The sequence below is a fragment of the Streptomyces sp. adm13(2018) genome (assembly GCF_008042145.1).
In the GTDB taxonomy this organism is placed as follows: Bacteria; Actinomycetota; Actinomycetes; order Streptomycetales; family Streptomycetaceae; genus Streptomyces.
Genome location: NZ_RDBH01000129.1, coordinates 123,938 through 144,457, shown reverse-complemented (window position 1 = coordinate 144,457; position 20,520 = coordinate 123,938). Strand labels below are relative to the sequence as shown.

The window sequence follows — 20,520 nt, the reverse complement described above, 5'->3', positions numbered from 1 at the left end:
AACGCCAGTTCACACCAGGGTGTCGAACTTTACTCTTGCTTTACCCGACGGATGGAACCCTTCCGGACAACTCGGCCCGGAGTCCCCACCGGGGACCCCCGCGCCGCTCAGCCCTCGCGGGCGAGCCGCTTCACCGTCGCCGCGATGTCGTCCTCCAGGGACGCCCCGGGCGCCACCCGGACCAGGTTGTCGTGGGAGGCTCCGGCGCCCGTGCCGACCGTCACGAAGCGGATCTCCGGGTTCTTCTCCACCGCCGCTTCTGCGGCGGCCACCTGCGGGGCGCCCGAGGCGACGACGATCTCGCAGTCCCGCTGCACGAGGCCGTTGAGGAAGGGGCGGGCGTTCTCCACCGTCTTCGCGCCCATCACCGGCACGAACGTCACCCGGATGTGCTTGTCCAGGGACGCCGTCTGCATCCCCTCCCACACGGGGGCCGCCGGCGCTCCGGTCACGATGCCCCGCTCGTCGGTGAGCAGGCAGGCGTCGTAGTCCTGGTAGGCGCGGGCGCGGGTGTCGGGCGGGGTGCCCGGCCGGTCCGAGCCGGCGAACAGCCAGGCCCCGACGAGACCGAGGACGAGGACCAGGACCGAGGCGAGGGCCCAGCCGCCCCGGCCGCGCAGGGCGCCGGCGCCGGTGGCCAGCAGCCCGGGGACGCGGGCCGCGCCGGACTCCGCGGCCTCCCGCTTGGCGGCCTCCCGCTCGGAGACGCGCCAGGCACGACGGGTCTTCACCGGTCGGCCCCCTTGACCGCGAGGCAGTGCGCCGCCGCACCGAGGGTGGTGGCCGCGAGCAGCACCGCGTCGAGGAGGAACGGGACGCCGTGGGTCTCCTCGGGCGTGAGCGCGATCTGGAAGCACCAGGCGATCGAGGCGCCCGTGAACAGCAGCGCGGCGATCCAGTCGCCGCGCGTCCCGCGCCGCAGGGCGTACGCGAGCGAGGGCACGAGGCCGAGGACGCCGAGGCTCAGCAGCGGCACCAGCGCGAGCCCGATCCGGGCCGGCCGGCCCGGCAGTTCCTCGGGGCGCGGGGACTCCACGCCCTTCTCCAAGTGGACGGCCTGGTTCACGATTCGCGAGACCTCTCACGGAGGCGCACGCCGAGGGGTCGGGGCGCACGGGTGTACGACAGGGGACGCCGTACGGTACATCCCCCGCCGCGAAGATCGCCCTCGGGGTCCCGCTCGGCGCGGGACCCTCAGGCGCCGGAAGCACGCTGTGCGCCTCAGCCGGGGTGCACGGCAGACACCGCGCGCCTCAGCCGGGGTGCACGGCAGACCCCGTACGCCTCAGAGCCGGTGCCGTACCCACACGTTGGGCTCGACGTAGACCGCGTAGCCGCGCGAGGCCTCGCAGTGGACGGGGACGAGCGCGCCCTCGACCTCGACCGGGCCGTCGGTGTCGAAGGGCAGTCCGGTCCACGCGCGCCACTGCTCGACCGAGCCCGAGACGGTCATCGAGGCCGGGGCGACGGACTCGACGACCCCGCCCGCGCGGACGTGGACGCGCAGCCAGGCGTCGTGCGGCAGCCCGTCGGCCTCCCGGGTGCGGAAGGCGTACTCGTGCATGGGGGCGGCGGCCTCCAGGTGCTTCCCGTTGGGGCGGACCGGGGCGACGACCTCGGCGAACCCGCGGCGCGCGGCGTTGTCGCGCAGGGCCGCCAGCATCCGGTGCGAGATGCCGCGGCCGAGCGCGCCGGTGTCCACCGTGATCTCGATGGCGCTGACGGTGTCCGGCTCGCGGCCGTGCTTCAGGTCGGAGAACGCCCAGAGCAGCACCTCGTCCCAGCCGCGCGGCGGCAGCGCCCGGCGTCCGTCCAGGTCGAGGCGGAAGGGGACGCTGAAGCCGCGGGCGACGACCCTGCCCTCGGTGTCGGTGGCGACGAGCACGTACTCCGGCAGCTCGCGCACGATCCGCCCGATGTTCGCCCAGCCCACCGGGTCGTACATCATGAACTCGGGCCAGAGGTCGCGCATGCCCCACATCGGCCCCTCCAGTTCGGGGCGCTCGGCGAGGGTCGATATGTTCAGGTCCATGCGGGCAGGTTAAAGATCGTCTTCCCGCCGCGCCAACCGCTTTTCCCGCAGGTCGGGGGCGTTACGGGAGTTTCTGCTGCGGGCAGTCGCCGAGGACCCGCTTCATCGCGTCCCGCTCGCCGTCCGTCACCCACACCCGGTACTTCTTCTTGACGGCGATCTGCCGGGCCACGTAGGTGCAGCGGTACGCCTTGTTCGGCGGCAGCCAGGTCGCCGCGTCGCCGTCGGACTTGCGGCGGTTGGTGGAGGCGTCGACGGCCAGCAGGTTGAGCGGGTCGTTGGCGAAGCGGCGCCGGGTCTCCGCGTCCCAGCTGCCCGCGCCCTTCTGCCAGGCGTCGGAGAGCGCGACGATGTGGTCGATGTCGACCTTGCTGCGGCCCCGGAGGTAGCGGACGGTCGTCCCGGTGTACGGGTCGTCGGTGAGGGTGCCGGAGGCGACCTTGCAGTGCCCGTCGGTGAACCGGACGCCGGTCAGGTCGCGCTTGAGTATGTCGTCGCGGGTGCCGCAGCCGTTGCGGTCGACGTCCTCCCAGGCGCGGCCGAACTTCTCGCGCTCGTATCCGGTCTTCGGCGCCCGGCCCTTCACGGTGAGGGTGTCCACTGCGGCGAGGGCGGTGCCGCGGGCGGCGGGCCTGCCGCCCGCGCCGCCGGCGGAGTCCGAGCCGCCGTCGGCCGGGCCACCGGCTCCGGGCGTGCAGGCGGTGGCGACGAGCGCGGCGGCCGCGAGCGCCGAGGCGGTCAGGGCTGATCGAAACGTCCGTTCTGTGGTGAACATCCGCAGATTCTAGGCCCGTTACGGGTTCTGATACCCGGACGGGCCACCCGCACGCATATCTTGGGGGCCCTCGCGCGACACGGTCCGCTCACACCTTGCCGATGCCGAGGGTGTTCTCCGAGGGCAGCAGGCCGGAGCCGATGGCCGCCAGCCAGGGGCCGCCGAGCAGTTCGGCGAGGCGGGCGGTGCCGTCCGGGCCGAGGGCGGTCCAGGGGGCGGCGGCCAGTTCGTCCGTGCGGCGCTCGACCCCGGCGCGCAGGGACCGGCCGGCCTCGGTGGCTCCCCCGTCGACGGTGAGCAGACCGCGCGCGGCGAGCCGGTCGCGCGCCGCCGCCCATTCCCCGGCGCTCCAGCCCCGGCTCCCGAAGACGTGCTCCGGCGCGGCGCCGACCGCGGCGAAGGAGACCAGCGACTCGACCGGGTCGAGGCCGGCGTCGGCGAGGGCGGCGAGATGGCCGTCGCCCCGGTGCTCGCGGAGGATCGTCGCGGCGTGCCAGAGGTCCAGGTGCGGGGCCCCGGGCCAGGGCAGGGCGGCGTTGGCCGCCGCGAGCGGACGGGGGACGGCGTCGGACCCGGAGGCCGCCGCCGCGCGGGCGGCGGTGCGGGCGAGTCCCGCGGCCTCGGCGAGGCCGGGGTCCGCGAGGAGTTCCTCGCCCAGGACGGCCCGGTAGGTGCGGTCGACGGCCCGGAGCCGCGCGGCGAGGACGTCGGCGGGGGCAGCGGTCTCCCACGCGGCGGGGGCGTACCGGGCGATCATCGCCGGGCTGAAGCTGTGGAAGGCCCGGGTCACCCGGTCCGCGTCCGCGGGCCCGAGGGGCGCGGCGCGCCAGGCGACATAGGAGGGCCAGCGCTCGGAGGTGTCGTAGCCGAGGGCGGCGGCCTCCTCGAAGGCCTCGGGGGCGTAGTAGAGCAGGGCGTGCAGGGGTTCGAGCAGGTGCCACATCTGACGTACGCGTCCGGACTCCACGGCGGGCTCCTCTTCGCTCTCATCATCTAGTCACTGACTAGATGATGGTCCCGGCCCATGAACTTGTCAATGACTAGATGGCGGCTAGGCTCCTCGCATGACGCCCACGAACCGGAGCTCCTACCACCACGGCGACCTGCGGCGGGCCGTCCTCGACGCCGCCCTCGACGTCATCGCCGCCGAGGGCCCCGGCGCGCTCAGCCTGCGCGACCTCGCCCGCCGCGCGGGCGTCTCGCACGCCGCGCCCGCCCACCACTTCAAGGACCGCACCGGGCTCCTCACCGCCCTCGCGACCGAGGGGTACGACCTCCTCGCCGAGGCCCTCGCCGCCGCACCCGAGCTGCGCGAACGCGGGGTGCGGTACGTGCGGTTCGCGGTCGCGCACCCGGCGCACTTCCAGGTCATGTTCCAGCCGGAGCTGCTGCGCGCCGACGACCCCGACCTGCTCGCGGCCAAGGAGCGCGCCTCCGCGGAACTCCGCGCCGGCGTCGCCGGCCTCGCGGGCGTCCCCGACCCCCGCGCGGCGGGCATCGCGGCCTGGTCGCTCGCCCACGGCTTCGCGACGCTGCTGCTCACCCGGAACGTCCGGGGGGCGCTCGGCGGCCGGGACCCCGAGGACTACTTCCGCGAGCTGGCCGGCCTGCTCTTCACCGACCGGCCCGCCCAGGAGGAGGGGCCGTAGGAGAGGCCTGCCCTCCCCCACGCCCCCGGCGCTACGACCCCAGGATCGTCGTCAGGAACTCCCCCGTCCACGCGAGCAGTTCGCGTCCCACGACCGGCTTTCCGCCGATCTTGCCCGCCGTCGGCCGCGGTACCAGGATCTGGTGCACGGCCGGCTTGATGACGGTCCGCGGGTAGAGCCGCTTCAGGCGCAGCTCCTGCGACTCGCGGAGCTCCACCGGGGCGAACCGGATGTTCGGGCCCTGGAGGACGATCTCGCCGACGCCGCACGCCCGGGCCAGCATCCGCAGCCCCGCCACCAGCAGCAGGTTCTCGACCGGCTCGGGCAACTTGCCGTAGCGGTCGGTGAGTTCCTCGCGGACCGCCCGGATGTCCTCCTCCGAGTTCGCCGAGGCGATCGAACGGTAGGCCTGGAGACGGAGCCGCTCCCCCGGCGCGTAGTCGTGCGGCATGTGGGCGTCGACCGGCAGCTCGATCTTCACCTCCAGCGGGGCCTCCTCCTCCGCCCCGCCCTCCATCTGCGCCCGGTAGTCGGCGACGGCCTCGCCGACCATCCGTACGTACAGGTCGAAGCCGACGCCCGCGATGTGGCCGGACTGCTCGCCGCCGAGCAGGTTGCCCGCGCCGCGGATCTCCAGGTCCTTCATCGCCACGTACATGCCCGCACCCATCTCGGTGTGCTGGGCGATCGTCGCGAGCCGCTCGTGCGCGGTCTCCGTGAGCGGCTTCTCCGGCGGGTACAGGAAGTACGCGTAGCCGCGGTCCCGGCCACGGCCGACGCGCCCGCGCAGCTGGTGGAGCTGCGAGAGGCCGAAGTTGTCGCCGCGCTCGACGATCAGGGTGTTGGCGTTGGAGATGTCGATGCCGGACTCCACGATCGTGGTCGACACGAGCACGTCGAACTTCTTCTCCCAGAAGTCGACCACGACCTGTTCGAGCGCCGACTCCGACATCTGGCCGTGGGCCGTCGCGATCCGGGCCTCGGGGACGATCTCGCGCAGCCGCGCCGCCGCCCGGTCGATCGAGTCGACCCGGTTGTGGATGTAGAAGACCTGGCCCTCGCGCAGCAGTTCGCGCCGGATCGCGGCGCCGATCTGCTTCTCCTCGTACGGGCCGACGAAGGTGAGGACCGGGTGGCGCTCCTCGGGCGGGGTGGTGATGGTCGACATCTCGCGGATGCCGGTGACCGCCATCTCGAGCGTACGGGGGATGGGGGTGGCCGACATGGTGAGCACGTCGACGTTGGCGCGGAGCTTCTTCAGCTGCTCCTTGTGCTCGACGCCGAAGCGCTGCTCCTCGTCGACGATGACCAGGCCCAGGTCCTTGAACTTGGTCTCGGAGGCGAAGAGCCGGTGGGTGCCGATGACGACGTCGACCGAGCCCTCCCGCATGCCCTCCAGGGTGGCCTTCGACTCCGTCTCGGTCTGGAAGCGGGACAGCGCCCGCACCTTCACCGGGAACTGGGAGTACCGCTCGCTGAACGTGCCGAAGTGCTGCTGGACCAGCAGCGTCGTCGGGACGAGGACGGCGACCTGCTTGCCGTCCTGGACGGCCTTGAAGGCGGCCCGGACCGCGATCTCGGTCTTGCCGTAGCCGACGTCGCCGCAGATCAGACGGTCCATGGGGACCGTCTTCTCCATGTCGTCCTTGACCTCGGCGATGGTGGACAGCTGGTCGGGCGTCTCCGCGTACGGGAAGGCGTCCTCCAGCTCGCGCTGCCACGGGGTGTCGGGGGCGAAGGCGTGCCCGGGGGCCGCCATCCGCGCCGAGTACAGCTTGATGAGGTCGGCCGCGATCTCCTTGACGGCCTTTTTCGCGCGCGCCTTCGTCTTCGTCCAGTCCGCGCCGCCGAGCCGGTGCAGGGTGGGCGCCTCGCCGCCGACGTACTTGGTGACCTGCTCCAGCTGGTCGGTCGGGATGTACAGCCGGTCGCCGGGCTGGCCGCGCTTGGCGGGCGCGTACTCGACGAGGAGGTACTCGCGGGTGGCGCCCTGCACGGTCCGCTGGACCATCTCCACGTAGCGGCCGACACCGTGCTGCTCGTGCACGATGTAGTCGCCGACCTCCAGGGTCAGGGGGTCGATGGTCTTGCGGCGCTTGGCCGGCATCCGCTGGCCGTCCTTGCCGGCCGCCTTCTGGCCGGACAGGTCGGTCTCGGTGAGGACGGCCAGCTTGAGGGCCGTGTCGACGAAGCCGTAGTCGATGGAACCGGTCGACACGTGGACGACCGACGGGGAGATCTCCGCGAGGTCGGCGTCGAGGCGGGCGGCGATGCCCTCGCCGCCCAGGACCTCGACCGTGCGGCTCGCCGGGCCGTGGGCCTCCGTGACGTAGACCGTGCGCCAGCCGTCGGCCAGCCAGCCCTTGGTGTCGGCGAGGGCGCGGGCCGTGTCGCCGCGGTACGACTCGGGGGCGTGCATCCCGAGCGTGAGGGTGTCGCCGTCGGCGCCCTCGGCTGTCGTGTCCGCCGCGAACGGCGACACCGACCACCAGGACATGCCCAGCTCACGGGCCCGGTCCCGGACGTCCGCGATCCCCCGCAGGGAGGCCGCGCCGACATCGATGGGGGCCTCGCCGCCGCCGGCCGTGGCCGCCCAGGAGGCCTGGAGGAACTCCTGGCTCGTGGCGACGAGGTCCGAGGCCCGGGTCCGTACCCGCTCGGGGTCGCAGACCACGGCCATGGCGCCCTCGGGCAGCACGTCGAGCAGCAGCTCCATGTCGTCGACGAGGACCGGCGCGAGGGACTCCATGCCCTCGACCGCGATCCCCTCCGCGATCTTGTTCAGGAGTTCGCCCAGCTCGGGGTGCTGCTCGGCGAGGGCCGCCGCCCGCTCCCGTACGTCCTCGGTCAGCAGCAGCTCACGGCAGGGCGGCGCCCACAGGCCGTGCTCGGCCACCTCCAGGGACCGCTGGTCGGCGACCTTGAAGTAGCGGATCTCCTCGACGTCGTCGCCCCAGAACTCGATCCGGAGGGGATGCTCCTCGGTCGGCGGGAACACGTCCAGGATGCCGCCGCGTACGGCGAACTCGCCGCGCTTCTCGACCAGCTCCACCCGGGAGTACGCGGCGGCCGCCAGGCCCTCCACGATCTCGTTCAGGTCGGCCGTCTGCCCGGAGCGCAGGGCCACCGGCTCCAGGTCGCCGAGGCCCTTGACCTGCGGCTGGAGCACGGAGCGGATGGGGGCGACGACCACGCTCACCGGGCCGGCGGCCGGGTCGTCGTCCCTCGGGTGCGCGAGGCGGCGCAGCACGGCGAGCCGGCGGCCGACGGTGTCGGAGCGGGGGGAGAGCCGCTCGTGCGGCAGGGTCTCCCAGGAGGGGTACTCGACGACGCGGTCCGGGTCGAGGAGCGAGCGCAGCGCGGCGGCGAGATCCTCGGCCTCCCGGCCCGTCGCGGTCACCGCGAGCACGGGACGGCCCGAGTCCCGGGCGAGCGCGGCGACGGCGAAGGGGCGGGCGGCGGCCGGACCGACGAGGTCCACGTGCGGGCGGTTGCCGTCGGCGGCGGCCTTCACCGCCTCGGCGAGGGCGGCGTCCTTGACGACGACATCGAGCAGACCGTGCAGGCTCATGGAACTTCCATCCCGGGTTCGAACAACGCGAACAGCCCGACACGTAGCACGGGCCGGGGCTCCCACCCGCGGAGGGCCGCCCCACGGGAACACGCGGCCCTCCGCCCCACCCCCGTGAGGGCGGCGGGCCGCGCCTTCCGGCCTCCGTCCTCGCTACTCGCTGGCGATCGCGTTCAGGACGTTCATCCGGCCCGCCCTGAACGCCGGGACCAGTGCCGCGAACAGTCCCACGAACGCCGAGCCGATGAAGACCGTCGCGATCGTCGGCCACGGGATCTCCAGGACGCCCAGGCCCTCCAGCGCCAGGAGTTTCTGGGCCGCCGTGCCCCAGCCCATGCCCAGGCCGAGGCCGAGGAGCGCGCCGAACAGGGCGATCACCACCGACTCCAGCCGGATCATGCGGCGCAGCTGCCGGCGGGAGAGGCCGATGGCCCGCATGAGGCCGATCTCGCGGGTCCGCTCGACCACCGAGAGGGCCAGGGTGTTCACGACACCCAGGATCGCGACGACGATCGCCAGCGCGAGGAGCCCGTACACGATGTTGAGCAGCTGTCCGACCTGGTCCCGCAGCTGCTCCTTGTAGTCGGCCTGGTTGCTCACCTTGTACTGCGGGTACGGCACGAGCGCGTCCTTGAGCGCCTGGTAGGCCGCGTCCTCCTGGCCGTCCTTCGCGCCGGCGAGCAGCAGCAGGCTCTGCGGCATGCGGTCGGCGGGGACGTACTCGGCGAGGGTCGCGACGTCGATGTACATGACGCCCTTGTCGACCTGCCCGGTGTCCGCGGTGATCGCCGCGACCTTGAGCTTCGCCTTCTCGCCGCCCTTGAAGGCGAGGGTGAGGACGTCGCCGACCTTGACGCCGTGCTCGGTGGCGTAGTCGCTGCCGACGGACATGGCGTCCTTGCGGTACGCGTCGGGGAGCGTCCCGGCGGTGGTATCGCGGCGCAGGTCCCGTACGTACGAGGGGTCGGTGGCGGCCAGATCGGCGGTCGTGGTCCGGCCGCGCGGGTCGGTGACGGTGGCGTCGACCCACTTGTACTCGCTGACGTGGTCCAGGCCCGGGGTCTTCTCCAGCGCGGCGAGGGCCTGCGGCACGATCGGCTGGCCGGTGCCGGACTGGACGATGAAGTCGGCGCCGACGGAGCGGTCGAGTTCGTCGGTGGCCGAGGCGACCATCGAGGAGCCGACGACGGACAGCGCGGCGACGAGCGCGAGGCCGATCATCAGGGCCGCCGCGGTGGCGCCGGTGCGGCGCGGGTTGCGGAGCGCGTTGCGTTCGGCGAGCCGGCCGACCGGGCCGAAGATCCGCAGGACGACGGCGCCCAGGGCGCGGACGACTCCGCCCGCGAGGAGCGGGCCGACGACGACGAAGCCGAGCAGGGTGAGGACGACGCCGAGGCCGAGCCAGAGGGAGCCGGGTCCGGCCTCCTCGGCGCGGGCCGCCGCCACGAGCGCGGCCGCTCCGGCGGCGGTGAGGACGAGGCCGATGCCGCCGCGGACCCGGCCGGCCCGCCCGTCGGCGGGGGTGCCCGCGTCGCGGAGGGCGGCCATCGGGGAGACCTTCCCGGCGCGGCGGGCCGGGACGTAGGCGGCGAGGACGGTGACGACGATGCCGAGGGCGAGGCCGACGACGGGGGTCGTCCAGGCGACGGTGAGGTCCTCGGTGGAGAGCTCCATGCCGATCGAGGACATGAGCTTCATCAGTCCGACGGCGAGTCCGACACCGGCGGCGACTCCGGCGACGGAGCCGATGATCCCGAGGAGCAGCGCCTCGACGAGGACGGAACGGTTCACCTGCCGGCGGCTGGAGCCGATGGCCCGCATGAGGCCGATCTCGCGGGTGCGCTGGGCGACCAGCATGGAGAAGGTGTTGACGATGAGGAAGATGCCGACGAGGAAGGCGATCCCGGCGAAGCCGAGCATGGCGTACTTCATGACGTCGAGGAACCCGGCGACGTCCTCGCGGCCCGCGTCGGCGGCCTCGGCGGCGGTCTGCAGGGTGTAGCCGCCGCCGAGCGAGGCGGCGATGTTCGCCTTCAGGGCGTCGTCGGTGACGCCGGCCTTGGCGTCGGCCGTGATCTGGGTGAACAGGCCTTCCTTGCCGAGCAGTTCGCGCTGGGCGACGGCCGTCTCGAAGTAGACGACGGTGGCGCCGGGGTTGGTGACCTTGAAGTCGACGATGCCGGAGATCTTCGTGGTGAAGTCGCCGGTGACGGAGATGGTCCGCAGTGCGTCGCCGAGCTGGAGACCGTGCTTCTCGGCGGTGTCGCCGTCGACGACGACCTCGGTGGGGCCGCGCGGCTCGTGGCCGGAGGTCATCTCCATGGAACGGAGTTCGTTCGGACTCCAGTTGACGGCGATGGTGGGCGCGCCGCTGGTGGGTCCGACGTTCTTGTTCTTCGCGTCGACGACGGTGACGCCGGTGGAGACGACGGAGCCCTGGGCGGCCTGGACGCCCTCGGTCTTCCGGACCTGCTCGACGAGCGAGGCGGGGAAGGCCTCGGGGCGGCCGCCCGCGGGCACGTCTCCGGGGTCGGTGTCCTTGGGGCTGACGGTGACGTCGGAGGCGGTCGACGCGAAGAGCTTGTCGAACGTCGTGTTCATGGTGTCGGTGAAGACGAGGGTGCCGCTGACGAAGGCGACGGAGAGCAGGACGGCGACGGCGGAGAGCGCCATGCGTCCCTTGTGCGCGAAGAAGTTGCGCAGGGAGGTCTTCAGGACGCTCATGAGGTCCGCCCGCGCGCGTCGAAGTCCTTCATGCGGTCGAGGACGGCGTCGGCGGTGGGCCGGAGCATCTCGTCCACGATCCGCCCGTCGGCGAGGTAGAGGACCCGGTCCGCGTAGGAGGCGGCGACCGGGTCGTGGGTGACCATGACGATCGTCTGGCCGAGTTCGTCGACCGAGGTGCGGAGGAAGCCGAGGACTTCGGCGCCGGCCCGTGAGTCCAGGTTTCCGGTGGGCTCGTCGCCGAAGATGATCTCGGGCCGGGCGGCGAGCGCGCGGGCCACGGCGACGCGCTGCTGCTGGCCGCCGGAGAGTTCGTTGGGGCGGTGCTTGAGCCGCTCGGAGAGGCCGACGGTGTCGACGACCCGGCGGAGCCATGCGGCGTCGGGCTTGCGGCCGGCGATGTCCATGGGGAGCGTGATGTTCTCGATGGCGCTCAGGGTGGGCAGCAGGTTGAACGCCTGGAAGATGAAGCCGATGCGGTCGCGGCGCAGCTGGGTGAGCTTCTTGTCCTTGAGCCGGGTGATCTCGGTCTCGTCGAGGTAGATCTCGCCGCTGGTGACGGTGTCCAGGCCGGCGAGGCAGTGCATCAGGGTCGACTTGCCGGAACCCGAGGGTCCCATGATGGCGGTGAACTGTCCGCGGGCGATGTCGACGTCGACGGAGTCGAGCGCGACGACGCGGGTCTCGCCGGCGCCGTACGACTTGACGACCTGACGCGCCCGCGCGGCGACGGCCGTCGTCCCTCCAGTACCCCCGTGCCTGGGGATGGTCACAGCCGTGGTCACGGTTCTCTCCTCGGAGCGTGGGTGGTGGTGTGTAAGTTCAAGTTAAGGAGCGGGGAGGGGGCTTCTCCTCCTCCGCCGGAACGAACAACCCCTGGGCCGTATGGGGGAGATCCCCCTAAGGGGCGTCCACCCGGGGCGCCCCCGCCACCGCGCCGGCGACCGCACCGCCCGTGCCCCGGGGGCGGCCGGAGGTGCCTCCGACCTCCCGGTCGGCCCTTCCCGGCCGCGCCCGGACATGTGTGAGGGCCTCCACGCTCAGGCGGAGACCCTCTGTCGGTCCCTCAGGGGGAGGGCCTCGGTTCGACCCCTCGGTGGAAGGCCATCGACTCGGCCAGAAGGCGCCGTTGAGGTGGTCCCAGCTGCCGCCGTACCAGTCGCCGTTGCCGATGAGCGGCCTCATGCCGTTCCAGCCGCCGTTGCCGAGCAGCTTGCGCGCGCCTGCTCAGGATCCCGCGCGGGCGGACCGCGAGCGGAGCGCCCCGGGGCTTCCACCGCCTCGGGTGCGAATGAGACCCTGACGAGCCGACATTTAGGTGTACGAAGAAAGGAAGCGCGCGGTGACCGAGTCCTCCACGACGCCGGCGGGCGGCCCCGCCGGCAAGGCCGGAACCCCCGCCGCCGCACCCGGCCCGGCCGGGCCCCACCGCCGCGGCCCCGTCGTCGCCGCCCTCATGCTCGGCATGGGACTCGCCGCCATCGACGGCACGATCGTCTCCACCGCCGTCCCCCAGATCGTCGGCGACCTCGGCGGACTCGCCGTCTTCTCCTGGCTGTTCTCCGGCTACCTGCTCGCCGTGACCGTCACCCTGCCGGTGTACGGCAAGCTCAGCGACACCTTCGGCCGCAAGCCCGTCCTGATCGCCGGGGTCGTCCTCTTCCTCATCGGCTCCCTGCTCTGCGCGGCCGCCTGGAACATGGCCTCCCTCATCGCCTTCCGCGTCGTCCAGGGCCTCGGCGGCGGCGCGCTCCAGGGCACGATCCAGACGATCGCCGCCGACCTGTACCCGCTGAGGGAACGCCCCAGGATCCAGGCGAAGCTGTCCTCCGTCTGGGCCGCCTCCTCGGTGGCCGGCCCGGCGGCCGGCGGCCTCCTCGCCGGGTACGCGGACTGGCGCTGGATCTTCCTGATCAACCTGCCGGTCGGGGCGGTGGCGCTGTGGCTGATCGTCCGGCACCTGAGGGAACCGGTCCGGACGACTCCCCGCGGGCCCGTCCGGATCGACTGGGCGGGCGCCCTCGCGATCTTCGCGACCGGCGCGCTGCTGCTGACCGCCCTCGTCCAGGGCGGCGTGGCCTGGCCGTGGCTGTCGGCCCCGTCCCTGGGCCTGCTCGCCGGGTCGGCCGTCCTCGGCGCGGTCACGGTCCTCGTGGAACGGCGCGCGGCCGAACCGATCATCCCCGGCTGGGTCTGGCGCCGCCGCACGATCTCGGCCGTCAACCTCGCGCTGGGCGCGCTGGGCCTGCTCATGGTCGCGCCGACGGTGTTCCTCCCGACGTACGCGCAGTCCGTCCTGGGCCTCGGGCCGATAGCGGCCGGGTTCGTGCTCTCGGTGATGACCCTGAGCTGGCCGATCAGCGCGGCGTTCTCGAACCGGGTCTACGGCCGGATCGGCTTCCGGCTGACGGCCGTCATCGGCATCTCGCTCGCCCTGCTCCTGCTGCTCGCCTTCCCGTTCCTGCCCTTCCCCGGCGAACCGTGGCAGCCCGCGCTCCTGATGCTGCTCCTGGGCGCGGCCCTCGGCCTCTTCCAACTGCCGCTGATCGTGGGCGTGCAGTCGACCGTCCCGTACGAGGAGCGGGGCACGACGACCGCGTCCGTCCTCTTCTGCCGCCAGGTCGGCCAGAGCGTGGGCGCGGCCCTGTTCGGAGCCGTGGCGAACGGCGTGCTGGCCGCCCGCCTGGGCGGCGGCGACCTGGACACCCTGTCGCGCGCGCTGGACGCGCCCGACTCCCTGACGGCCGGGGCGATGGACGGCCTGCGGCACGCGGTCGACGCGGCCGTCGACTACGTCTTCGTGGGCGCGGCGGCAGCGGCGGCACTGGCCCTCCTGGTCCTCCTCACCCTGGCCCCCCGCCGCTTCCCGGTCCTGGAGGAGAGGGAGCGGCGGAGCGCGGAGGGCTGACGCGTACAGACGGCGGTTGTACTACTCCGCGGAGGCGAGCCCGACGAAACCGGCCCAGGCGTCGGGCGACACGGTGAGGGCGGGCCGGGCCACGTCCTTGGAGTCACGGACGTGCACGGCTCCCGCGTCGGTTGCGACCTCGACGCACTGACCGCCCTCACCACCGCTGTAGCTGCTCTTGAACCAGGCGAGGGGTTCCATGTCGTTCATAGCTCTCCTAGCAACTTCTCGATGAACTCCATCGACTCTCGCGGGGTGAGAGCCTGCGACCGGATGATCCCATAGCGGGCGGCAGCAAGAACGGCTGGCTTGGGGTCGGTCTCCAGGACACTGGCACCCTGGGCCTCGGCATAGACGAACCTCTTGCCGTCCTCAGTCGTGATGACAGTGAACGGACCGTCCACACCCGCGTTCTCCGCGCAGTCGAGTGGCATGACCTGAAGCTCAACGTTCCTCCGCTGCCCTACGAGAAGCAGTTGTTCCAACTGCCCACGCAACACAGCCCTCCCTCCGAACTGGCGGCGTAGCACCGATTCACACATGAGGAAGCTCAGAAGCGGCTCTGGACGCCGGTCAAAGATGTCCTGGCGAGCCATTCGGGCTGTCACCCGCTGCTCGATGGTCTCGGCGTCAAGCGGAGGTCGACGATTTCCCATCATCGTCCGCCCGTACTCCTCAGTCTGGAGAAGGCCGTTGACCACCAACGTGTCGTACGCCAACAGCTCTATCGCTCGCTTCTCCAGCTGCGCCATCCCCTGGAAGAACGCCGGATACTGTGCCTTCTCCATCTGCTCCTTCCACAGCTTCAAAAGGCCCCCGGCGTCCAGGACTTCGTCCGAGCTGTCGATCACCCTCGGCGGCGGGATCCTCCGGCCCTGCTCGAACGAGGCGATCGTGGACGCCGAGTAGCCCAGGCGCCTGCCCAGTTCCTCCCGTTCCATCTTCGCCCGCACGCGCAGCGTCTTCAGGCTCTGCCCGAACGCCGCCACCACGCCCTGCCCGGACCTGTCCGCCGCGGCGGGTTCCGGAGCCGCACCCGGCTGCTCTTCCGTCATCGCGCCCTGCCCCTCGTACCGGCACCCACACACGGCGTACAAGGCCGTGGCGTCGGTGCGTCACCTCTGGTCACGCTACGCGACCAGGAGGAGCTTTGAGGGCATGACGAGCGACAACCTCAGCCCCACCGACACCACCCAACCCACCGGTGTCTCCCCCTACTTGGATCGTGGGGTCTTCACCCTCCGCTTCACCTCGACCGCCCGGGGCGCCCGGCTCGCGCGGCGGCTGGTCGCGGTGCGGCTGGACGAGTGGGGCGTGCCGTTCGGCACCCCGGCGCACGACGCCGTGGTCCTCGTCGCCGCCGAACTGGCGACGAACGCCGTGCGGCACGGGCACGTGCCGGGGCGGGACTTCCAGCTCTTCCTGCGCCTGCTGCACGGGGTCCCGGCCGTCGCGCGGATCGAGGTCGGGGACACCCGGGGCGAGCGGATGCCGGTACGCCCCGGCCCCCGCCCGGAGGAGGGACTCGCGGAGGGGGGCCGGGGGCTGCTGCTCGTGGAGCGGCTCGCGGACCGCTGGGGCTGGTACCCCAGGGTCGGCGCGCCGGGCAAGACGGTGTGGGCGGAGTGCGTCCTCACCTGAACGGTCCGTCTAGAAGACGGCGTTGTAGGTCATCTCCTGGGTGAGGGACACGGCGGCGCCGCGCTTGAAGGGCGCCGACCAGTCGCCCGTGCCGGCGTAGAAGGTCTCGTCGCCGTTCGAGGCGACCAGGTCGGCCCGTCCGTCGCCGTTGGCGTCGCCGACGGCGGTGAGCCCGGCGAACCCGCCCCACCCGGCACCCACCTTGGTGCGGGCGGCGAAGGTGCCGTCGCCCTTGCCGAGGTACAGCCAGAGGACGCCGTCCTTGTCACGGGCGACGAGGTCCCCGGCCGGACCGCCGGCGAGGTTGCCGGTGGCCGTCAGCTGGTTGTAGACGCCCCAGCCGTGGCCGATCTGCTTGCGCGCCGCGAAGGGGGCGGTGGCCGAGCCCGTGCCCTTGTAGAGCCACAGGGCGCCCGCCTTGTCCGTGGCGACGAGGTCCGCGCGGCCGTCGCCGGTCAGGTCGCTGCCGCCCGCGAGCTCGGTGTACGTCTGCCAGCCGGAGCCGATCCTCGTGCGGGCCGCGAGCGGCTTGTCCTGGTCGGCCGTGCCCTGGTAGAGCCAGAGGACGCCGCTCTTCTCCCGGGCGATCACGTCGGGCGCGGTCGAGCCCGCGACGTTCCCGACGGTCTCCAGCCGGTCGTAGGCACCCCAGCCGCCACCGACGCGTGAGCCCCCGGTGTCCGCGAGGGAGCCGCCGGGAGCGGCGGGGCGGGTGCCGAAGCGCAACAGCACTCCGCCGATGTCCCGGACGAGGAGGTCGGCCGTGCCGTCGTCGTCGAAGTCGTGCGGGGCCGCCGGCCGGGTCACGGTGAACCGGCCGGTGGAGACGACGTCGGGGCCGATGCCCTCGTCGGGGCGGGCGGTGAGCTGCCACTCGTACGTGCCGTTGCGCGCCGGGGCGTCCCAGTCGGCTGCCTCCAGGTCCTTGCCGTCCCAGTGCCAGGTGAGGCGGCCCGGCAGGCCCGGGGCGGCGGGGTTCTGGAGGTACAGGCGGGTGTTGATCGTCCTGCCGCCGCCGACGCGGGTCAGGGTCAGCCACACGTCGGCGTCCGCCCGGGACAGGTCCCAGCCGAAGTCGAAGCCGCGCTCGGCCTGCTCGCCGGTCAGGGTCGTCGGGGTGGTGGAACGGGTGACGGCCAGGACGGTCGACTGCCCGGTGGACGCGACGAGTGCGACGTCCGGACGGCCGCCGTCGGAGCGCGGCGAGACCCGGTAGAGGCCCTCGCCGTGCTCGGCGGTGCCACCGCGCACGAGGAGGCTGCCGTCGGGCCCGGCGACGGCGGAGGAGAACGCGGTGAGGAGCTGGACCTTCTCTCCGGTCGCGACGGACTGGGCCGTGAACGGCCGCACCGTCGGGCGGGGCTGGCCGGGCGCCGAGGTGGACGAATCGATGCGGGCCTTGCTGCCGGACGTCACCCAGCCGCCGACCAGGTACAGCGGGTCGCTCAGGTCGTCGTCCGACGGGATCCACCGCTCGGTGGTGCTGTCGCGCGCGAAGGCGACGATCCCGTGGACGGCCCGGCTGCCGGACATCCGGGCCTCGCGCCAGGCCACGTGGGTGCCGGAGACGGCGCCGTCGCGGGGCCACTGGGCGTCGAACTGGGGGTACCACTTCGAGGTGCCCGAGGCGAGGTCGACGAGGACCTTGACGGGCGTCCCGGTCGCGTCGAGGCTGCACTCGTAGAGCGCGGAGGCGGTGTCGGTCCAGCCGTCGCGGCCGTCGGAGCAGTCGAGTCCGGCGCCTCCGGCCACCGCGCGGGCCTTCGGCGGGTTGCCGTCGAGGGTGACGGCGTACTGCTTCTGCGGGCCGCCGGCCACGTACTGCCCGAGGAGCATGGTGGCGCCGGCGACGCCCTCGAAGAAGAAGCCGTCGCCGAGGGCGTCGAGGTTCACCTCTCGGGGGACCGGGGTTGCTGTGGGCTTCGCCAGGTCGTAGACCCGGACCACCCGGCCGGCGACCGGGGCGGTCCGGTCGACGGTGACGACGAGGTCCGCGCCGCCGGCGGCGGCGTCGGTGGCCCCCGGCAGCACGATCGACGAGCCGTCCGCGTACCAGGTCCAGCGGAACTCCGGCCTGGTGCCGCGGGTCTTCGACAGGAAGCCGCTCGGGCCCGCGCCGACGACGTCGGCGTTGCGCGGGAACGACACGGGGGCCTGCCGGCCCTCCTGCGCCGCGGCGGGCGCGGGCGCGGGTGCGGCCGTGGCCGGGAGTGCGGTGAGCGCGCCGCCGGTGGCGGCGAGGACGACGGTGACGGCGACGGCCGCGAGACGGCGGGCGCGCGGGCGTGTGACGTGCATGTTCATGTTCCCTCCCCTGGGAGAGGGGAGGTTATCCGACGTCAGACGGCCACCGACCTTCGGGGGAGGCGGAAGGGGCCCGCCTAGCCCTCGGTCCCGGGCTCGGCCCCTTCCCCTTTCTCCTCCGTCGGCCCCGCGCGGCCCGTCAGGGCCGCCAGGGAGTCGCGGATGTGGTCCATGTGGCCGTGGATCTCGTCCCTGGCCTCCTCGTGTTCCCGCAGCACCCGTTCCGTCTCGCGCTCGGTGCGCTCCGCCTTCATGCGGGCCTCCGCGAGCAGCCCGGCCGCGCGCGCCTCCGTGTCCTCCTGGGTGTGCCGGGCCTGTTCCTCCGTCTGCGCCAGGGTCCGCCGCGCCTCGGCGAGCCTTGCCTCCGCCGCGGCGGTCAGCTCCCCGTGGTGGGCGTCCAGGGCGGCCCTCCGGCCCTCCGCCGCACGCTCCGCCTCCTCCCGTACGGCCGTCTGCTCGGCGACCTGTTCCGCGAGGAGGTCCGCCGCGCGCCGCTCGGTCTCCTCGTAGGCCTCCCGCGCCCCGGTCAGCCGCTCGTCCGCCTCGCGCCGCGCCTCCGTCGTCAGTTCCTCGGCCCGCGCCCGCGCCGCCGCCAGGGTCTTGTCCGCCGCCCCGTCGGCCGCCGCCCGTACGCCCTCCGCGTGCGCCCGGGCCGCCTCCGCCGCCTCCCGGCCCGCCGCCTCCGCCGCCTCCGCGAGGGCCTGCGCCGCCGCCTCCGCGGACCGTACGAGCGACTCGTCCTCCCGCTCGGCCAGCTCCAGGATCTCCCCCGCCCGCGCGCCGAGGTTCTCGTAGCGGTGCGGTACGAGCGCGTCCACGGCCGCGCGCAGCCGGGCCGCCTCGGTCTCCAGCTCCTGCGCGAGGGCGGTGAGCCGCGTGGCCCGCTCCCAGGCGCCGTCACGGTCTGCGGCGAGAGCGGCGAGATAGCGGTCGACCTGCTCGGGCCGATAGCCGCGCCCCCGTCCGACAGCGAAACTCATCCCCTGGCGCCCCTTCCCTGTGACTCGACCGAACGTCCAGGATGCTTCATCAGAACGGACAAAAGACGCCCAACGTGCACACACGTCGAGCGCCTTTCATCACATTCTGTCCAGGGAGTCTGTCCAGCGGCATCCGCGGGAAACCCCGGCCCCTCCTCCTACAGAAGGCCGTCCCACATCTGCTCCAGCAGCACCGACCACCAGTTCTCCGGCGACGCCAGCGCCGCCGGGTCCAGCATCGCCAGCTGCGCCTGGAAGTCGACCGTCCAGCGTCCCGCCTGCTCCGGGTTCAGCCCGAACCGCAGCCGCCACATCCGGCCGAGCAGCGCCATCGCCCGCGTGAACTCGGGCAGCCCCGTGTTCACGAACTGCGCCGGCACCGACTGCCCGCCCGGACCGGCCTCCACCGGCACCGCCACGATGTGCGCGGTCCCGTACTGGACGCAGATCGCCCGGCCGAAGTCCGAACCGAGCACCAGGTACGAACTCGCGTCCGGCGCCGGCTGGACCTGCCGCTGCGCGGCCAGCTCGGCCAGCGTCGGCACCACCGGCACCGCGGGCTGCGCCCAGAAGAAGGGCCCGAAGTCCGCGGGCAGCCCCGCCCACACCAGCGTGCGCGCCACCAGCTCCGGCACGCCCTGCCGGGACACCGCCCGCTGGTCGAAGCGGAGGATGCCCGGACCGAACGCCCCCGCCAGCTCCTGCGCGATGCCCTCCGGCGGGATCGGCGGCGCCGGCTGCACCTGCGGCAGCGGCGCCCGCACCGGCGCCGGCCGCGCCGGACCATCCGCGACCTGGTGCAACTCGCCCTGATGGGTGAGAAGTTGCCGCATGCCCTGCTGACGGCCCGCGTGATCACGGCCGTACGGGGCGATGCTCGTGATCCGCGCCTGCGGCCAGGTCTCCCTGATCATCCGCGCGCAGTAGCCGCCCGGCAGCTCACAGGACTCCAACTCCGTGTGCAGTTCGAGCACCTGCTGCGGCGGCACGTTCATCGCGCGCAGCTCGTGCAGGATCTGCCACTCCGGATGCGGGGTGCCCGGCGCCGAACGCCGGATGATCTGCGCCTCGGAACCGTCGGGCGCGCGATAGCGCAGCACCGCCTGGTAGCCGGGGCCGACCGTCGGCTGACCCGCCGGATGTGGATAGCCGTACGCCGGCGGGGCCGCCCCCGGAACCGGACCGGGTACGGGACCCGACGGCGGGGTCTGGCCGCCGTGCAGCGGCGGCGGCGGAGCCGGCGGGCCCGGAGGCTGCGGCGCCACCGGACCGGCCGGACCCGGGTGGGCCAGCATCGTCGCCGCGTGCGCGATGCCGCCCGCGGGCGTACCGGGCACACCCGGCGGCGGCGGGGGCGGCGMAGGCGCGGCCGGACCGCCCTGGTTCGGGTGCGCCAGCATCGTCGCCGCGTGGTGCACGGGCTGCGGCGTCGGGGCCGGCGGCGGGCCGGGCGGACCCGGCTGCGCGGGCGGCGTGGGACCCAGCTGCGACACGAGTTGCGTGGGGATGTACGCCCCCGCGCCCGACGAGCCGCCGGGCACGCCCGGAGCCCCGGGCGGCGGCGGGGGACCGGCCGGGCCGCGGTTCGCCTTCGGCGGCAGCGCGGCCTTGCTGGTCGCCTCGTCCGCGATGTCCCGCGCGCCGGGCGCCGAGGGCGCGGCCGCGGGAGCGGGCGGCGGAGGCGGCACACCGGGACCGACGGCCTGCGGCGACGCGGCCGGACCCGCCGGAGCGGCGCCGGGCGCGGGCGCGGCCGGGTTCAGCCGGGGGGACACCGCCGTCGGGGGCAGCGCGCTTCCCCCCTTCATCAGGGCGGTCGGCGCGTCCGCGCCCACCTGCGGCGGCGGGGTGTCCTCGTCGTCCGTCCCCGACAACGGCGGCGCGAACACGGTCGCGGGCAACGGCACCGCACCGTCCGCCCCACCCGCACTCGCGG

Annotated in this window: 16 protein-coding genes; 3 read left to right on the top strand and 13 right to left on the bottom strand. The window is 73.5% G+C overall.

The annotated features are described in order from the left end of the window. Positions 1-107: 107 nt before the first annotated feature. From EAO70_RS17325 to EAO70_RS17305, 5 genes are all read right to left on the bottom strand, one after another. Positions 108-731 carry a BMP family ABC transporter substrate-binding protein gene (locus EAO70_RS17325; RefSeq protein WP_148003865.1) on the bottom strand — a complete coding sequence of 208 codons (624 nt, stop codon included), beginning with the start codon at positions 729-731 and terminating at the stop codon, positions 108-110. Next, positions 728-1,066 (bottom strand): hypothetical protein, encoded by a 339-nt coding sequence (locus EAO70_RS17320; protein ID WP_148003864.1) that lies wholly within the window; start codon positions 1,064-1,066, stop codon positions 728-730. Before EAO70_RS17320 ends, EAO70_RS17325 begins: the two co-directional genes overlap by 4 nt. Positions 1,067-1,285: 219 nt before the next feature. After that, entirely contained in the window at positions 1,286-2,032 is a 747-nt protein-coding gene (locus EAO70_RS17315; RefSeq protein WP_148003863.1) for an N-acetyltransferase, read from the bottom strand. 61 nt (positions 2,033-2,093) lie between these two features. Then, positions 2,094-2,807, bottom strand: coding sequence for an HNH endonuclease family protein (locus EAO70_RS17310; RefSeq protein WP_148003862.1), 714 nt, complete (start codon positions 2,805-2,807; stop codon positions 2,094-2,096). An 88-nt stretch (positions 2,808-2,895) separates the two neighbouring features. Next, positions 2,896-3,750 carry an SCO6745 family protein gene (locus tag EAO70_RS17305; protein ID WP_148005191.1) on the bottom strand — a complete coding sequence of 285 codons (855 nt, stop codon included), beginning with the start codon at positions 3,748-3,750 and terminating at the stop codon, positions 2,896-2,898. 121 nt (positions 3,751-3,871) lie between these two features. Here EAO70_RS17305 and EAO70_RS17300 point away from each other — a divergent pair, with 121 nt between their 5' ends. Further along, complete coding sequence (locus EAO70_RS17300) at positions 3,872-4,456, top strand: TetR/AcrR family transcriptional regulator (RefSeq protein WP_148003861.1); 585 nt, start codon at positions 3,872-3,874, stop codon at positions 4,454-4,456. A gap of 31 nt (positions 4,457-4,487) precedes the next feature. Here the strand turns inward: EAO70_RS17300 and mfd are convergent, their stop codons facing one another. From mfd to EAO70_RS17285, 3 genes are all read right to left on the bottom strand, one after another. Then, positions 4,488-8,027, bottom strand: coding sequence for a transcription-repair coupling factor (gene mfd / locus EAO70_RS17295; protein ID WP_148003860.1), 3,540 nt, complete (start codon positions 8,025-8,027; stop codon positions 4,488-4,490). Between the two features lie 153 nt (positions 8,028-8,180). Next, complete coding sequence (locus EAO70_RS17290; RefSeq protein WP_148003859.1) at positions 8,181-10,751, bottom strand: ABC transporter permease; 2,571 nt, start codon at positions 10,749-10,751, stop codon at positions 8,181-8,183. Then, positions 10,748-11,536 (bottom strand): ABC transporter ATP-binding protein, encoded by a 789-nt coding sequence (locus tag EAO70_RS17285; protein WP_148003858.1) that lies wholly within the window; start codon positions 11,534-11,536, stop codon positions 10,748-10,750. The genes EAO70_RS17290 and EAO70_RS17285 overlap by 4 nt, the downstream gene beginning before the upstream one ends. 557 nt (positions 11,537-12,093) lie before the next feature. Here EAO70_RS17285 and EAO70_RS17280 point away from each other — a divergent pair. Then, positions 12,094-13,659, top strand: coding sequence for an MFS transporter (locus tag EAO70_RS17280; RefSeq protein ID WP_261992916.1), 1,566 nt, complete (start codon positions 12,094-12,096; stop codon positions 13,657-13,659). A 21-nt stretch (positions 13,660-13,680) separates the two neighbouring features. Here the strand turns inward: EAO70_RS17280 and EAO70_RS17275 are convergent, their stop codons facing one another. Both EAO70_RS17275 and EAO70_RS17270 read right to left on the bottom strand, forming a co-directional pair. Next, positions 13,681-13,869: a DUF397 domain-containing protein gene (locus EAO70_RS17275; protein WP_148003856.1), complete on the bottom strand. Its 189-nt coding sequence runs from the start codon at positions 13,867-13,869 to the stop codon at positions 13,681-13,683. Beyond that, on the bottom strand, positions 13,866-14,714 hold the full coding sequence (locus EAO70_RS17270) for a helix-turn-helix domain-containing protein (protein ID WP_148003855.1): 849 nt from the start codon (positions 14,712-14,714) through the stop codon (positions 13,866-13,868). Before EAO70_RS17270 ends, EAO70_RS17275 begins: the two co-directional genes overlap by 4 nt. Positions 14,715-14,817: 103 nt before the next feature. Between EAO70_RS17270 and EAO70_RS17265 the strand changes: the two genes are divergently transcribed. Beyond that, positions 14,818-15,300: an ATP-binding protein gene (locus EAO70_RS17265; protein WP_148003854.1), complete on the top strand. Its 483-nt coding sequence runs from the start codon at positions 14,818-14,820 to the stop codon at positions 15,298-15,300. A gap of 9 nt (positions 15,301-15,309) precedes the next feature. Here EAO70_RS17265 and EAO70_RS17260 read toward each other — a convergent pair whose 3' ends face one another. The 3 genes from EAO70_RS17260 to EAO70_RS17250 form a co-directional block, all read right to left on the bottom strand. Then, positions 15,310-17,598 (bottom strand): FG-GAP repeat domain-containing protein, encoded by a 2,289-nt coding sequence (locus EAO70_RS17260; RefSeq protein ID WP_148003853.1) that lies wholly within the window; start codon positions 17,596-17,598, stop codon positions 15,310-15,312. An 83-nt stretch (positions 17,599-17,681) separates the two neighbouring features. Then, entirely contained in the window at positions 17,682-18,584 is a 903-nt protein-coding gene (locus tag EAO70_RS17255; protein WP_148003852.1) for a cellulose-binding protein, read from the bottom strand. Positions 18,585-18,742: 158 nt separating this feature from the next. Next, positions 18,743-20,520 (bottom strand): SUKH-4 family immunity protein (locus EAO70_RS17250; protein ID WP_187283931.1); only part of this gene is annotated, 1,778 nt, incomplete at its 5' end.